The sequence below is a fragment of the Geomobilimonas luticola genome (genome assembly GCF_018476905.1).
GTDB lineage: Bacteria > Desulfobacterota > Desulfuromonadia > Geobacterales > Geobacteraceae > Geomobilimonas > Geomobilimonas luticola.
Genome location: NZ_JAHCVK010000001.1, coordinates 430,865 through 445,999, shown reverse-complemented (window position 1 = coordinate 445,999; position 15,135 = coordinate 430,865). Strand labels below are relative to the sequence as shown.

General features: G+C 60.9%; 14 protein-coding genes, 1 other RNA gene and 1 pseudogene. 5 read left to right on the top strand and 11 right to left on the bottom strand.

Annotation, left to right across the window (positions count from 1 at the left end; translation table 11 throughout):
* Nucleotides 1-17 precede the first annotated feature (17 nt).
* Together KI810_RS02065 and KI810_RS02060 are read right to left on the bottom strand one after the other, a co-directional pair.
* Nucleotides 18-857, bottom strand: a complete 840-nt coding sequence (locus KI810_RS02065) for a ParB/RepB/Spo0J family partition protein (RefSeq protein WP_214173822.1) — start codon at nucleotides 855-857, stop codon at nucleotides 18-20.
* The gene (locus tag KI810_RS02060; protein WP_214173821.1) at nucleotides 850-1,623 is read right to left on the bottom strand and encodes a ParA family protein; all 774 of its coding nucleotides are present in this window, start codon (nucleotides 1,621-1,623) and stop codon (nucleotides 850-852) included. The genes KI810_RS02065 and KI810_RS02060 overlap by 8 nt, the downstream gene beginning before the upstream one ends.
* A gap of 293 nt (nucleotides 1,624-1,916) precedes the next feature.
* On the opposite strand from KI810_RS02060, the gene KI810_RS02055 reads away from it, so the two are divergent.
* A complete protein-coding gene (locus tag KI810_RS02055; protein WP_214173820.1) occupies nucleotides 1,917-3,134 on the top strand; it encodes a c-type heme family protein in 1,218 nt (405 codons plus the stop codon).
* Between the two features lie 42 nt (nucleotides 3,135-3,176).
* On the opposite strand, the gene msrA is transcribed toward KI810_RS02055, so the two are convergent.
* From msrA to ssrS, 4 genes are all read right to left on the bottom strand, one after another.
* Nucleotides 3,177-3,641: a peptide-methionine (S)-S-oxide reductase MsrA gene (msrA, locus tag KI810_RS02050; RefSeq protein WP_214173819.1), complete on the bottom strand. Its 465-nt coding sequence runs from the start codon at nucleotides 3,639-3,641 to the stop codon at nucleotides 3,177-3,179.
* 1 nt (nucleotide 3,642) lies between these two features.
* The gene (gene recQ, locus KI810_RS02045) at nucleotides 3,643-5,463 is read right to left on the bottom strand and encodes a DNA helicase RecQ (protein WP_214173818.1); all 1,821 of its coding nucleotides are present in this window, start codon (nucleotides 5,461-5,463) and stop codon (nucleotides 3,643-3,645) included.
* Nucleotides 5,464-5,492: 29 nt separating this feature from the next.
* Nucleotides 5,493-6,332, bottom strand: coding sequence for a formylglycine-generating enzyme family protein (locus KI810_RS02040; protein ID WP_214173817.1), 840 nt, complete (start codon nucleotides 6,330-6,332; stop codon nucleotides 5,493-5,495).
* 66 nt (nucleotides 6,333-6,398) lie between these two features.
* A non-coding RNA gene (ssrS, locus tag KI810_RS02035) (6S RNA) lies at nucleotides 6,399-6,576 on the bottom strand.
* Nucleotides 6,577-6,758: 182 nt separating this feature from the next.
* On the opposite strand from ssrS, the pseudogene KI810_RS17655 reads away from it, so the two are divergent.
* The 4 genes and pseudogenes from KI810_RS17655 to groL all read left to right on the top strand — a co-directional run bounded on the left by KI810_RS17655 (nucleotide 6,759) and on the right by groL (nucleotide 10,224).
* A pseudogene (locus tag KI810_RS17655) lies at nucleotides 6,759-7,376 on the top strand (DUF507 family protein).
* Nucleotides 7,377-7,435: 59 nt separating this feature from the next.
* Nucleotides 7,436-7,942 carry a hypothetical protein gene (locus KI810_RS02020; protein WP_246525112.1) on the top strand — a complete coding sequence of 169 codons (507 nt, stop codon included), beginning with the start codon at nucleotides 7,436-7,438 and terminating at the stop codon, nucleotides 7,940-7,942.
* A 287-nt stretch (nucleotides 7,943-8,229) separates the two neighbouring features.
* Nucleotides 8,230-8,520, top strand: a complete 291-nt coding sequence (groES, locus tag KI810_RS02015; RefSeq protein ID WP_214173813.1) for a co-chaperone GroES — start codon at nucleotides 8,230-8,232, stop codon at nucleotides 8,518-8,520.
* Nucleotides 8,521-8,583: 63 nt separating this feature from the next.
* Nucleotides 8,584-10,224 carry a chaperonin GroEL gene (groL, locus tag KI810_RS02010; RefSeq protein ID WP_214173812.1) on the top strand — a complete coding sequence of 547 codons (1,641 nt, stop codon included), beginning with the start codon at nucleotides 8,584-8,586 and terminating at the stop codon, nucleotides 10,222-10,224.
* Nucleotides 10,225-10,432: 208 nt separating this feature from the next.
* Here groL and KI810_RS02005 read toward each other — a convergent pair whose 3' ends face one another.
* The 5 genes from KI810_RS02005 to KI810_RS01985 all read right to left on the bottom strand — a co-directional run bounded on the left by KI810_RS02005 (nucleotide 10,433) and on the right by KI810_RS01985 (nucleotide 15,113).
* Nucleotides 10,433-11,152 carry a cytochrome c biogenesis protein gene (locus tag KI810_RS02005; RefSeq protein ID WP_214173811.1) on the bottom strand — a complete coding sequence of 240 codons (720 nt, stop codon included), beginning with the start codon at nucleotides 11,150-11,152 and terminating at the stop codon, nucleotides 10,433-10,435.
* A gap of 354 nt (nucleotides 11,153-11,506) precedes the next feature.
* On the bottom strand, nucleotides 11,507-12,352 hold the full coding sequence (locus KI810_RS02000; protein WP_214173810.1) for an FAD/NAD(P)-binding protein: 846 nt from the start codon (nucleotides 12,350-12,352) through the stop codon (nucleotides 11,507-11,509).
* A gap of 80 nt (nucleotides 12,353-12,432) precedes the next feature.
* Entirely contained in the window at nucleotides 12,433-13,473 is a 1,041-nt protein-coding gene (locus KI810_RS01995; RefSeq protein ID WP_214173809.1) for a 4Fe-4S dicluster domain-containing protein, read from the bottom strand.
* Between the two features lie 75 nt (nucleotides 13,474-13,548).
* Nucleotides 13,549-14,496 carry a 4Fe-4S dicluster domain-containing protein gene (locus tag KI810_RS01990; RefSeq protein WP_214173808.1) on the bottom strand — a complete coding sequence of 316 codons (948 nt, stop codon included), beginning with the start codon at nucleotides 14,494-14,496 and terminating at the stop codon, nucleotides 13,549-13,551.
* A gap of 116 nt (nucleotides 14,497-14,612) precedes the next feature.
* Nucleotides 14,613-15,113: a hydrogenase iron-sulfur subunit gene (locus KI810_RS01985; protein WP_214173807.1), complete on the bottom strand. Its 501-nt coding sequence runs from the start codon at nucleotides 15,111-15,113 to the stop codon at nucleotides 14,613-14,615.
* Nucleotides 15,114-15,135: the final 22 nt, after the last annotated feature.

The window sequence follows — 15,135 nt, the reverse complement described above, 5'->3', positions numbered from 1 at the left end:
TCTGCTGTAGGCTGTGATTATCTGTTCAGGATATCGAGGAGCCGGTCAAGCTCTCCCGGGGAGGTATAGAATATCTCGATCTTCCCCTTCTTGCCACTCTGGCGAATGGCGACCCTGGTCTTGAAGTGCCGCTTCAGTTGCTCCACCAGATCAGTGACATGGGGATCGGGTTTCGGCGCCGCTTTGGCCGGTCTGTTGGCCTTCAGCCGTTTGACCAGGTTTTCCGCTGCCCGGACCGTCAGATCTCCCTTGAGAATCTCCTCCCGGGCCTGCTTCATCTGTTCCGGCGAATCCAGCGCCAGGAGAGCGCGGGCATGGCCCATGGCAAGGCGCTCTTCCACGATGTCACGCTTGAGTTCCGTCGGCAGCTTCAGCAGCCGCAGGGAGTTGGCGACGGTGGAGCGTTCCTTGCCAACCCTTTTAGCCAGCTCCTCCTGGGAGAGATCGAACTTGTCCAGCAGAGCGTGATAGGCTTCCGCCTCCTCCACCGCGTTAAGGTCCTCCCGCTGGATATTCTCGATGAGGGCCATCTCCAGGGCGGTATCGTCCGACACATCCTGGATGACCACCGGCACGTCACGAAGTCCCGCTTTCTGGGCAGCGCGCCAGCGGCGCTCCCCCGCAATCAGTTCGTAATGGTCGGACTTCTTGCGCACCACCAGGGGCTGAATAATCCCTTTTTCGCGGATGGACGCCGCCAGCTCTTCCAGCTTCTCCGGCACGAAGGTCTTGCGCGGCTGCCCCTTGTTCGGGCGTATTTCTTCAATGGGGCAGGAGAAATAGCTCTTGTCGTTGTCCTCCGCAGCCACTGGCAGCAGTGCCGCCATACCCTTTCCCAGACCGGTCTTCTTAACCATTGCTTCCCTCTTTCCTGAGGATTTCCTTGGCAAGCTCCAGGTAGCTGGCAGCTCCCCGGGAGGTAATATCGTAGAGGATGATCGGTTTGCCGTGGCTGGGAGCCTCGGACAGCCTTACATTCCGCGGAATCATGGCGGCAAAGGTCTCCCGCGGGAAATGGGTCCTGATCTCCTCGCTCACCTGACGAGAGATATTGTTCCGGGCATCGAACATGGTAAGGAGTATCCCCTCGATTTTCAGGGCGGCATTCAGCCCCTTCTGGACAAGGCGAATGGTATTGAGTATCTGGGACAACCCCTCCATTGCGTAAAACTCGCATTGCAGGGGAATCAAGACCGAATCGGCCGCCGTCAGGGAATTGATGGTCAGGAGGTTGAGGGAGGGAGGGCAGTCGATGATGATATAGTCATACCTGCCGCGAATCGCTTCCAGTGCCTGTTTGAGCTTGAGCTCCCGGGCCATCGCCGCCACCAGTTCCAACTCCGCCCCCGCCAGGTCGGCGGTAGCCGGCAGAAGATCGAGACCGGCAAACTCGGTCGAAAGGATGGCACCGGACGGGTCAATTTCGTTGATGAGGACGTCGTAGACCGTTTCTTCAAGCCCTCCCTTGTCCACACCGACACCACTGCTGGCGTTCCCCTGGGGATCCATGTCGATGAGAAGGGTTTTCTTTTCCGCGGCGGCAAGGGAAGCGGCAAGATTGACCGAGGTGGTGGTCTTCCCCACTCCCCCCTTCTGATTGGCGACACAAATCACTTTTGCCATAAAGAGTTACACTTTATTTTCCGGTAAGTTATGGGACTGGTGCGGCAGGAGACGACACGCGGATCCGAGAGCACCGCACGGTACCACAAAATATCCCTCAAGAAAAGGAATTTTTCTCCTTTCGATCCCTCTCTTCTCCCGTTTTGCGGCGGTACACGGCCAATCCCACGAACATTTCGCGCTGACGTACGGCGAGGAGGGTGCGGTGCTCACCCTCTCCTGGCAAAGGTTTTGCTTGCGGTCGGGACCGCACCGGCTATACTTGCTGGGAAATCGCCCCCTTGGAGGCCAGCATGACCAGGTTCCGCGACCTGCACATCAGCACAAAATTCAACATCATCATGTCCCTGCTCCTCATCGTCCTCTTCCTCGCCGCGGCCTTCATGACCTACCGGCGGCAGCAGGCGCTGATCCTCAAGGTGGCCGTGGACAACGCCCGCAGCTTCGCCCGCCAGATCATCGAAACCAGGGATTACATGTCCAGCGTCGTTCGCGGGGAACCGGAAAAGAACTATTCCCTCGTCCCCCAGGTGGTGGCAACCCGGGTGGCTAAACGGATCACCAGCGGCAGCAAGTACTACGTCCGCCAGGTGTCGCTGCGCTACCGCAACCCCGACAACCGCCCTGACGACTACGAAACCGCCCAGCTGCGGATCTTCGCCGGCAAGCCGGGGGGTGAAACCTACCGGGTCATCAAGATACGCGGACAGGAGGCGTTTCGCTACATGCTCCCCATGGTGGCGGAAAAGTCCTGTCTCGAATGCCACGGCGACTACGACAGCGCCCCTCCCTTCGTCCGCGCCCTGTTCCCCCGCGGTCATTTTTCCTATGACTACAAACTGGGCGAAGTGATCGGAGCGGTCTCCGTGACCATCCCGATGGTCGACCTCTACCGGGAAATCGGCACCAATCTGGAACTGGAACTCCTCTATCGCGCCGTCATCTTCTTCATCATCATCCTGATCATGGGGGCACTCATCCGCCGTACCGTCATCAATCCCGTCGCCCTCGTGTCCGCCACCATCACCCGGGTCACCCGGACCGGAAAGTTCGACGAACGTATCCCCCAGAAGTCCAACGACGAGCTGGGACAGCTGGTCGGCGCCTTCAACACCATGATGGAAGAGCTGGAGCACAAGACCCTCCAGCGGCAGGAATCGGAGGAGCGTTACCGGGGGATGATCGAGATGGCCCACTCCGCCATCGTCACCTTTCTGGAGGATGGCAAGATCGTCATCGCCAACCCGGAGGCGGAGCGACTGTTCGGGCTCAGCAGGCAGGAACTGCTCGGGGAAAGGTACTACGACTTCCTGGTGGATGGAGCAGAGGTGGAGAAGGGGATGCAGAAATTTCTCCGGGAGGGGAGTGGAGGCGGGGTGGGTGAAACGACACTCCACCGTTTCCAGAACCGGCGGGGTGGGTCAACTTCCGTGGAAATTGCCCTTTCCGCATCCCGTGCCGCCCAGAAGACCATGTTCACCGCCATTCTGCGCGAGGTGTCGCGACCGTAGCCGGTTGATGTGCCTTCCGGCGCTCAGCCACACACTTGCGCGTCAGATACCGCCGTGGGAGGCGCCCCGCTTTTCCAGATACCGCTGGTGGTATTCCTCCGCACGGAAAAACTCAACCGCCGGGACGATCTCCGTCACGACGGTCCGCCGATGGCGCGCCTGCTCGCGGTCCCGGGAGAGACGGGCCGCGTCTGCCTGCGCCGGCGTGTGGCAATAGATCGCCGAGCGGTACTGCGTCCCCACATCGGGCCCCTGGCGATTGAGGGTCGTCGGGTCGTGCATCCCCCAGAACACCTGCAGCAGCGTCTCATAGGAGACCGCCGCCGGATCGTACTCCAGCTGCACCGCCTCGGCATGGCCCGTCATGCCGGTACAGACGTCTTCGTAGCTCGGGTTCGCCACGCTTCCGCCGGTATAGCCGACCATGGTGCTGGTCACTCCCGCAACCCTGCGGAACGCAGCCTCCACCCCCCAGAAACACCCCGCCGCGAATGTCGCCGTCGCCATCTCACCCCTCCTTTCCCGGTTCAGCGCCACCATAGCCCCGCAGCACCTCCAGAAACGCCCCGCCATACCGGCCTAGCTTGTGGTTCCCCACTCCGTTGATCCGGAGCAGCGCTTCCGGGTCCGTCGGCCGGAAGGCCGCCATCTCCACCAGCGTGGCATCACCGAAGATCACGAAGGAGGGAACCCCGGCCGCATCGGCCAGCTCCTTACGAAGAGAGCGCAGAGACTGAAACAGCCCTTCATCGTATGCGATGTTGCCGGCCGCATGCCGGGGAGGCCTGACCGGCGCCACCGGCTTTTCACGGGGGCGCGCCAGATGCAGCCGCTCTTCACCGCGCAGGAGAGGTCGGGACGCCGCCGTCAGCTTCAACACGCCGTAGCTGGCAAGGTCCTGCTCCAGATAGCCCAGGTGTACCAACTGGCGAAGCAGCCCCCCCCAGAGTTCGGGAGAAAGATCCCTGCCGATGCCGTAGGTGGAGAGCCGGTCATGTCCCAGCTGGAGCAGCCGCTGGCTGCGGGAGCCGCGCAGCACGTCGATCACATGCCCCATGCCGAAGCGCTGGCCTACCCTGTAGACGCAGGAAAGGGCCTTTTGCGCCTCTTCCGTGGCATCGAAACGCTCGGGGGGATTGAGGCAGACATCGCAGTTCCCGCAATCCTCCGCCAGGGACTCGCCAAAATAGCCGAGGAGCACCCGACGCCGGCAGGTCACCGCCTCGGCGAAGCCGACCATGGCGTTGAGTTTCTGGATTTCGATCCGGTTCTGCTCGGGGTTCCCGCCGTTTTCGATGAGGCCGCGGGCCACCGCGATATCCCCGTAGCCGAATAGGAGGAGGGCCTCGGCGGGAAGGCCGTCCCGGCCGGCACGGCCGGTTTCCTGGTAATAGCTCTCGATGTTCTTGGGGAGGTCGTAGTGGACCACGAACCTGACGTTGGGCTTGTCGATCCCCATGCCGAAGGCGACCGTGGCCACCACCACCCGCAGTTCGTCACGCTGGAAGGCCTCCTGGACCCTGCTCCGCTCACTGTCGGGCAAGCCTGCATGGTAGGGAGCGGCGGCAATGCCTGCAGCTGCCAGGCGACCCGCCACCTCCTCCACCCGCTTGCGGGAAAGGGCATAGATGATCCCCGCGTCTTCGGGAGGGCGACCGGCAAGGAACGTCTGGAGCTGGTTGAACGGCTTCTGTTTGTCCACGACGGTATAACGGATGTTGGGACGGTCGAACCCGGTAATGTAGCAGGTAGCCCGGACCAGCCCGAGGCGGCGGATGATATCGGTGCGGGTCTGGGGATCGGCGGTAGCGGTAAGGGCGAGGAGCGGCACCCTGGGGAAAAGTTCCCGCAGGCGGCCGAGCTGGACATAGTCGGGGCGGAAATCGTGCCCCCACTGGGAGACGCAGTGGGCCTCGTCGATGGCGAACAGCGAGAGGGGGATTTCCTTGAGCCGTTCCAGGAAGGGCTCCCCCATAAGCCGTTCCGGTGCGACGTAAAGAAGGTCGAGATCGCCCCGGTGAAGCCTGGCCAAGACTTGCTGGGCATCCCGTTCCGCAAGGGAGGAGTTGTAAAAGGCCGCCCGGACGCCGTTGGCCTGAAGGGCATCCACCTGGTCCTTCATGAGAGAGATGAGGGGTGAAACCACCAGGGCCACCCCCGGGCGGTGCAGGGCGGGTATCTGGTAGCAGAGGGACTTGCCGCCACCGGTCGGCATCAGAACGAAACTGTCCTCCCCACGAATCACCCCCGCGATGATCTTCTCCTGGTGGGGGCGGAAGGCATGATAGCCGAAAACGGTGCGGAGGGTTTCAAGGGGTGTTTCTGGCATGGGGTGTGTCCTTGTCTCATCGCCCAACGTCACAACTCCCGCAGCACCCGCAGCCCGAGATAGACATAGCGGCCGTCGGGGTTCCCCCGGCCGCGTGCGGAAGAGCGGATATAGCGCGGCTTGCTCCCGAAGGATCCCCCCCGCTGCACACGCCGCTTGTCTTCTCCCCCCTGCCAGGCACTTCCGTCGGTGGGGGCACCCTCGTAACTCTCGTGCCAGCTGTCCTGGCACCATTCCCAGACATTGCCGGCGGTATCGTACAGGCCAAAGGGGTTGGCACCGAAGGAGCCTGCCGGCGCGGTCTTCTTGTTGTCCCACGTGCTGCCGCATCCCTTGCAGTTGGCCCGTTTTTCCCCCACGCTGAATCCCCACCAGTAACGCTCTTCGATCCCCCCCCGTGCCGCATATTCCCATTCAGCCTCGCTGGGAAGGCGGTAGCGCTGGCCGGTCTGCTCGGACAGCCAACGGGTGTAGGCCACCGCATCGTCCCAGGTGACGTTCATCACCGGTCGACGATCCCGCCCCCAATGAGAGAAGGGGAACCAGCGCCGGCCGTCCTTCGGTAGTTCCCGACCGGTAGCCTGGCAGAACCGGTCGTACTCGGCAAAGGTGACCTCGTAACGCCCCAGGGCAAAGGGGCGGGGGATGGTTACCGCGTGCACCGGTTTCTCGTCCGGATCGCCGCCACCATTGATGGCCCCCATCCTGAAACTACCGGCCGGGATTACCACAAGCTCCGGTCCGGGTGTGCCGTCCCGCAACCGGTCGCGCACCACCGTCCCCACCACCGGCTGCTCCTTCACACCGGCCGCCTGAGCTATCCCCGCAAGCCCCAGCAGCACGATTACTCCAATGAGCACCCTTCCCATTCTCGCCCCCCATGGAACCAAAGCTTCATACACAAAAGAGGGCTGGAAAACCCAGCCCTCTTTTTCTATCTCTCCACCATGCCGTTAGCTTTAGGGCCTCCGAGCGAGTTCCCTAACACGTGGGCGTCTCTGTATCGCTTCAGGCAAATCCCGCAGAGGGGCAGCACACCACGATCGATCAAGACCCCCGAACAAATGAGTATTCCGCCTGGGCATTGCAGCCTCACGCACATGGCAGAGAGAAACCGATTTATGTGGAAACCATTGTAACGCCGGCCCATCTTTAATGCAAGGGGCTAATTGCTCCGGATCGCCACCAGCTTCCGGTCAACTGCATGGAGCTGTTTCCGCCCCCTCCGGGAATTGGTTGCTTTTTTATGGGAATTCAGTAATATACCACCCCATAAAACAATCCATGGAGGGCCCGTGCGCCTCAAGGACGAGCAGATTGCCAAGCTGGCCGACAAGATTCTCACCGATCTCACCACCGCCGATCTCATTCACCTCAAGCGGGAACGGGGGGCGATACTGGCCGGCATCAAGGGAGCAATCGGCGCCGACCTCTCGACGGAAGCGACGCTGGAACGGGATGCCGAGAACCTCCTGGAACAGACCCTCCGCTCCATGGGGAGCGCCGCCAGCACCATCGACCGGCACAAGATGCTCAGGATGATCAAGGAGAAGCTGGCCAAGGAGCGTAAAATTGTCCTTTAATTCCGTGCGCCGTTCAGCGCAAATCAAAATTCCGCAGCACACAGCACGAGGCCCATCATGTACGTGAGCGAAGACCGCATATCCCACCTGGCCCACCGGATCGTGGAAAAGATCTGGCGGGACGACCTGGCCGACTTCCCCGATGAAGCCCGTGCCCTGCAATCGGTCAAGGATACCATTGCCACCTTTTTCCATCTGGCGGCAGAGGTGGACGAAGCGGTGCGAAAAAAACTCGCCTCCTACAGCCAGGCCAAGGTGCCGGGGAGCAGGGACTGGGAAATCCTGTACCAGAAATTTTATCAGGAAGAGATGGTCAAGCGAAAATGGTAACGTCACACATACGGTATTTCTTCTTTAAACGCATAATCCCTTCACTCATGGCTCTTCAGATGGCACTGCTGTTGACCGGGTGCGGTCCCGCAACAAAAGTCTCCGTCGCCCCCGATTTCAAGCAGGGACCGGAGCAGGAAGCGATCTACATCGTCCCCTTCGTCACCACCCTGGTGCCGGAAAATTTCAGCGATGCCGTCTTCAACGCCTATGTGGATGACCTCAACGACAACCATACCCTGACCAACGCCACCTGGTTTTCCATCATCAAGGAGGAATTGAAGAACGTCGATCAGCAATGGCTCGCCAAGCAGTTCTACATTACCGGCGAAATCTGGAGCTACATCGAGAACGCCGGCTGCTGTTCCACCGAACTGCGGGTCAAGGCCCGGCTCCAGTTCTTCGAAGCGGGAAAGAAGGAGCCGTCCATGGAGGTCTACATCCCCCTGGAAAGCTTCTTCGACCACGACCGCTCCACCCTCGCCGTGGAACGTGACCGCCTGGCGGCACGCCTGGCCCGCGAGATGACGGTTCAGACCATCAAGGCTCTCCGCAAACAGCATTAATCCGGCAAATAAACAGGTGAACGGCAGGGGCGGCGCGCGTCAAACAGCGCCCCTCCAGAAAGAATTTGACTCTTTAATCGCCGGAGCGACACATCCTCCCACCGCACGCCCTGCCCCGCGCTCATCACCCTCCCGGCCCGGTCCCGGGAATTTTTTTCGATTAATGACTTGATTTTTACCGACAGCCTGTTTATATTTACCCAGCGATTAGCACTCAGCGGTTTCGAGTGCTAATATTTTTTTCACTTAAAATCACAACAAACCCACGCAGAAAGGAGATGCAGCTGATGAATCTGAGACCGATGCAGGACCGTATTATCGTGAAGAGACTGGAAGAGGAGACGAAAACCGCCGGCGGCATACTGATTCCCGACACCGCCAAGGAAAAGCCCCAGCAGGGGGAAGTGGTTGCGGTCGGGAAAGGGAAAGTCACCGAGGACGGCAAGGTTCTCCCGTTGGACGTTAAGGTCGGCGACAAGGTGCTGTTCGGCAAATACGCCGGCACCGAGATCAAGCTGGAAGGTCAGGACTACCTGATCATGCGGGAAGACGACATCCTCGGCGTCCTGGAAAAATAAGCGCGCACCGGACTGTGCGGCAACACATCTATCAAGTTATTACCCCAAGGAGGATAGTACAACATGGCTAAGATCATCAAATTCGACCAGGACGGCAGAAACGCCATCCTGAAAGGTGTCAATACCCTGGCCGACGCCGTCAAGGTAACCCTCGGCCCCAAAGGGCGCAACGTCGTCATCGACAAGTCCTTCGGTGCCCCCCTCATCACCAAGGACGGCGTGACCGTCGCCAAGGAAATCGAGCTGGAAGACAAATTCGAAAACATGGGGGCTCAGCTGGTAAAGGAAGTGGCCTCCAAGACTTCCGACATTGCCGGTGACGGCACCACCACCGCCACCGTCCTCGCCCAGGCCATCTACCGCCAGGGAGCCAAGCTGGTTGCTGCCGGCCACAATCCGATGGAGATCAAGCGCGGTCTCGACCAGGCCGTTGAAACCCTCGTGGGCGAGCTGAAGAGCCTCTCCAAGCCGATCAAAGACCATAAAGAGATCGCTCAGGTCGGCACCATCTCCGCCAACAACGACAAGACCATCGGCGACATCATCGCCCAGGCCATGGAGAAGGTCGGCAAGGAAGGGGTCATCACCGTCGAGGAAGCCAAGGCGATGGAAACCAGCCTTGAGACCGTGGAAGGGATGCAGTTCGACCGCGGCTACCTCTCCCCCTACTTCGTCACCGACCCGGAGCGGATGGAAGCGAAGCTGGACAACGCCCTCATCCTCATCCACGACAAGAAGATCTCCAACATGAAGGACCTGCTCCCGGTACTGGAGCAGACCGCCAAGTCCGGCCGCCCGCTCCTCATCATCGCCGAAGACATCGAAGGCGAAGCACTGGCTACCCTGGTGGTCAACAAGCTCCGCGGCGTTCTCAACATCTGCGCCGTCAAGGCCCCCGGCTTCGGCGATCGTCGCAAAGCCATGCTGGAAGACATCGCCATCCTCACCGGCGGCAAGGTGATCTCCGAAGAGATCGGCTTCAAGCTTGAAAACACCACCATGGACATGCTTGGCAACGCCAAGAAGCTCACCATCGACAAGGACAACACCACCATCATCGACGGCGCCGGTTCGGAAGCCGACATCCAGGGCCGCGTCAAGCAGATCCGTGCCCAGATCGAGGAAACCACCAGCGACTACGACCGTGAAAAGCTCCAGGAGCGGTTGGCCAAGCTGGTCGGCGGCGTTGCCGTCATCAAGGTCGGCGCAGCAACCGAAGTGGAGATGAAAGAGAAGAAGGCTCGCGTGGAAGACGCCCTGCACGCCACCCGCGCTGCCGTCGAAGAAGGGATCGTCCCCGGCGGCGGGGTTGCCTACCTCCGCGCCATGTCGGCTCTCGACAAGCTCTCCCTCCCCACCGAGCAGCAGTTCGGCGTTACCGTCATCAAGCGCGCACTGGAAGAGCCGATCCGCCAGATCGCCCAGAACGCAGGCGTCGATGGTTCAATCGTGGTAGACAAGGTGAAGAACGGCAAGGACGCCTTCGGCTACAATGCTGCCGACGACGAGTACGTGGACATGATCAAGGCCGGCATCATCGATCCGACCAAGGTCTCCCGCAGCGCACTGCAGAACGCTTCTTCCATCGCCGGTCTGATGCTGACCACCGAGGCGATGATCGCCGAAAAACCGAAGGAAGAAGCTGCTATGCCGGCAATGCCGGGTGGCATGGGCGGAATGGGCGGAATGGGCGGCATGATGTAATTCTGCCAGGGGAACGGTCTTTTACCCCTCTGGCTGCGTAAGTCTTCGTGCCCATTTGTGCGGCGTACTTCCAGTACGCCTCCGCATGGACCCTCGACAGCCTTGCCAGAAGGGTAAAATCCTCGTTCCTGAACCCACGTATAACATACAAAAAGGGAGTGACCATTTGGTCGCTCCCTTTTTTTATTTGCATCGGCCCGGCGGTTTTTCAGAAACTGTGGGAACTCTTCATCAGCATGCTCACCCCGAGATAGGTGAAGAGGGTCACACCGAAGCCGACGATCCCCCCCCAGGCCACGGCCCGTTCCCACTGGGGACCTTTGAGCCGGATGTGGAGGTAGAGGGCATAGAAGAGCCAGAGGATGGAGGTCCAGAGCTCCTTAGGGGTCCAGAGCCAGTAGGTCCCCCAGGCGTAGTACCCCCATATCCCCCCCGACACCATGGAGGCGGAGAAAAACGTGTATCCCACCAACGCGGCCCGGTACTGGAGATCGAGGAGCGGCCGCTCGTTCCGCGACAGGAACAGGCCTCCGAGCAGGGCACCGATGGCGAACAGGGCATAGGCGAAAAAGGCAAGCGCCACGTGGAGTTCGAACCAGAATATGTCCAGTATCGGCGGCAGCGGCATGTTGAAGCTTCTGAACGGAAGGGCTAGGAGGGCAAAGAGGGCCGCAGTGAAGCCGGTCAGCCAGTTAAACCGGTCGGATTGCCGCAGGGGGGCGGCAAAGAGGAAGGGGAGCGCCATGAGAGCTATGGAGGCGGAGAAAAAGACGAGGGTATCGTGGGGTCCGACCAGCGGTAGCCGCCCCAACTCCTGGGCGCGCAGGGCCAGGTAGGCAAGTTCGGCCGCCAGCCCGGCAATCAGGAACGGCCGCCGGAAGCCGCCGAACAGGTAGAGGGAACTGGAAAGAAGAAGAAGCCATTTCATCGGGATTCACCTGCCACACCGGGAATAATTCAGCCGACATCACTATAACCGGAGAAGCAGGACGGTCAAGAAAAAACGGTCGTTTCTCACCGTTCCCGTCGCAACGGGCAGAACGACAGCGCGATGAACAACGACCATATCCCCGCCATGACGGCCACAACAAGTTCCATACCACACCTCCCATGGGCAATACCCCCGAAAATTACCGGCGGGGCATCCCCTTGCTCTCTATCCTGCCATCAACCTTAGCAGCTTGCAGAATATTTTCTTTGAGCCAGGTCAAAAAGTGCGATTTTACAAAAAAGGGCCCGGCAATCTGCCGGACCCTCCATTTTCTCTACCCCCCGGTGAAGCTCAGAACTCCTGGGGCATGGCCTTCACCTGCTTCGCCGTAAAGACCGGCCCGTCCTTGCAGACGTAGACATTGCCCACGTTGCAGCGGCCGCACTTCCCCAGACCGCACTTCATCCGGTTCTCCAGGGTGGTGTAGATCGCCTCGTCGGCGAAGCCGAGCTTCTCCAGTACGGGAAGGGTGAACTTGATCATGATGGGGGGGCCGCAGACCAGGGCGATGGTGTTGGCAGCAGCAGGGGCCGCCTCCTCCAGGATGGTCGGCACGAAGCCGACCTTGCCGTCCCAGGTGGGGCCATTACCGCCGGGATCCACGGTCTTGACCAGGTTCACGTCGCTCCGCTCCTCCCACTCCTTCAGTTCGTGCTTGTAGACCAGGTCCGCCTCCGAGCGGGCGCCGTAGACGATGGTGATGTCGCCGAACTTGTCCCGCAGGTCCAGGCAGTTCCAGATCACCGTCCGGAGCGGCGGCAGGGCGATCCCCCCGGCCACGAAGACCAGGTTCTTCCCGTAGAACTCCTCGATGGGGAAGGAGTTGCCGTAGGGGCCGCGGACGCCGACGGTGTCCCCCACCTCCAGAGAGCGGAGGGCGTCGGTCACCCGCCCGACGGAGCGGAAGCAGCACTCGATGTACCCCTTCCTCGTGGGGGACGAGGCGATGCAGAAGGTGGACTCGCCGGCCCCGAAGGCGGAGTACTCGGCGAACTGGCCGGCCCGGAAGGTGAAGTTCTCCCGTACCTGCTCGTCCTGGAATACCAGCCGGAAACTCCGAATGTCGGAGGTCTCGTCGTGCATCGCCTCGATGGTGGCGAGATGGGGCATGTAGATGTTTTTACCGTGGTCGCACATAAAATCCGTGATCGGGGACCGGGAATTGGGGACCGGGAAAACCTTACCAATCCTAATTCCCTTGATACCCTGGTCCTTTCTTAGTCTTTACCGGTCCCCGGTCCCTGGTCCCTGGCCCCCATCTTGTTGATCTCTTCGATGACCGCGTAGATGTCAATCCCGACCGGGCAGTGGCGGATGCAGCGGCCGCAGCCGGTGCAGAGGGTCTGGCCGAACTTGTCGTCGTAGTATTTGAACTTGTGCATGATCCGGTTGCGGTAGCGCTTGTTCTGGATGTCCCGCGGATTGTGGCCGGAGGCGTGGTTGGTGAACTTGCCGAAGCCGCAGGCGTCCCAGTGTTTGCGGCGCTCTCCTTTGTCGGCGGTCCCCTCGTCGTTGATGTCGAAACAGTGACAGGCGGGACAGAGGAAGGCGCAGGCGCCGCAGCCGGCGCACCGGTCGGCAATGCCGTACCAGAGGGGGCTCTCGAAGTTGCCGTCGAGCCATGCCTTGATCTTCTGCAGGTCGAGCTTCTCCACTGCCGGCTCCGCCAAGGGGAGGGGTTTTGCGTTGCCCGCATCGTCAAAGAGCTGGGGGTGACGGGCCATGAGGCGCTCTCCCTTCTCCGTCGGCGCCTCACAGGCATATCCCCCACCTTCCAGCGGCGTCAGGAAGAGGTCGGCTCCCTTCATCTCGGCAGGGGAAAGCCCCACCGCCGTGCAGAAGCAGGCGTCGTCGGCTTTCGTGCAGGCAAGGCCGATAATGGTAGTCCGGCGCCGCCGCTCCAGGAAGAATTCATCCTTATAGTCCCAGGAAAAGACCGCATCGAGAATGCCCGGCGCCGCCGCATCGCAGGGGCGGGCACCGATCAGCACCGTCTCCGGAACGGTGCAGACATCCACGTCCTGCACGGTCGTCTTCCCCTCTTTTCTCTCGAAGGAGAGGATGGTCTCGCAGACGGGGAAGAACGCCTCCTTGGCGGAACGGCGCGGCAGCTGGTCCAGGACTAGGTCGTCCCCCTTCGTCAGCGGTTCGTAGAGGGTCATGGCCCCGGCCTGTCTGGGACCAACCACCCGGGCGCCCTCTTTCACGAGGGTGTCGATGAGGAGGCGGAGGTTCTGTTCGGTAATCATTTTCGACATAATATCTCGCTTAGGATTTGTCCCATGGGACCTGTGAGACCTATGGGACCCATGGGGCTCCGGTCAGGAGTTTTGCTACTTGATGAAACTCTGGTCGTCGTCTTCCTTATAACTGCTCAGCGGCCCTTTTTCCTGGGGGGCTAGTCCCGCCTCGAATCCGTACAGCTCCTTCATCTCCAGTGCCATCTTCCGGTTGAGGAGGTTCAGGGGGATCTCCATGGGGCAGACCCGCTCGCACTCGGCGCAGCCGGCGCAGCGCCCCGCCAGGTGCATGGCGCGGACGATGTGCCAGGCCATGTTCCCTGCCGGCCGGGGAGTGCTCTCCACAGCCTGGGGGCGGTTCTTGTCACAGAGGCACTGTTCGCAGTAACAGAAGGGGCAGACCTGGCGACAGGCCATGCAGCGCACGCAGCGGGAAAACTGCTCCTTCCAGAACGCCCAGCGCTCCGCGGGGGTCATCGCCTCCAGTCGGGCCATCTCAAGGGCCTCCACCGGCGTCAGTTCCGGCAGTGACGGCATGGTCCCGGCAACAAGGTCGGCACCCTCCGGGGTGCGGACGGTGCATTCCCGGCACTTCCGGGCGAGGTTCCCGGTGGTGAGCGGTTCGCTGTTCACGGCCCCGCTCCCCTTCACCCCGGCGCAGACCACGCCGATGATGAATATCTCCTCCCGTTTGATCTGGGACTCACCCATGAGGCCGGCCAGTGCGCGCATGTCGCACCCCTTGGCGACGATGGCGATACGCCCCTTTTTGACCACGTCCTTCTTCGCCTTGGTGAGGTAAAGGGCAAGGTTGTTGACGCAGGCAGGGGAGAAGATCAGCCCGCCGGCCTCGGCCGGATCAGTAACGATGGCCGGCATGGTGGTTCCGGCCCGGCGGCCGGCCTTGTACCCCACCACCGCCGTTACCGTCCCGTCGGCCAGGATCCGGGCCGCTTCCTTCCGGATCGCATCGGTGACGTCGGCATAGCAGGAGGTGTCGATGGGGGTAGATGTTTCTAATTTTTGTGCCGTACTGTTCATAGAAATCGAAACCTTTTTATGGAACGCGGAATAAGCGAAAAAATTGGATATCTGCGGATCAAGCCAATACTGATATTTTAAAATCCGCCTTTTTCGCTGTAATCCGCGTCCTGTTTCTAGATGTTGTTGTACGCTTCCTGCAGTTCCGGACTGTTCAGCTCACCCGACCAGCACTCCTCCGTCTCCAGCGCCTTGAATTCTTCCATCGGCCCCATGGCACGGATCCGTTCCGTCAGGTCGGTCACCACCTCCACCCACTTTCCCCCTTCGGCCGCCGAGACCCAGGAGAACTGGAGGCGGTTCAGGTCGACCCCGACGAAGTCCAGGAGCCCCCGGAAAGCCGCGAACCGGCGCCGGGCGTGGAGATTCCCCGCCATGTAGTGGCAGTCGCCGGGATGGCAGCCGGAGACCAGCACCCCGTCAGCGCCCCGCTGGAAGGCACGGAGGATGAAGACAGGGTCGATCCGCCCGGTACAGGGGAACTTGAGGACCCTGACATTGCTCGGGTAATGGAGCCGGCTCGTCCCGGCCAGGTCCGCCCCCGCATAGGTGCACCAAGTGCAGACAAAGGCAACTATCTTGGGCTCGAAGTCATGTTTTTCTTTGGTTTCGTGCATAATAACCCTTTTTATTCAACAC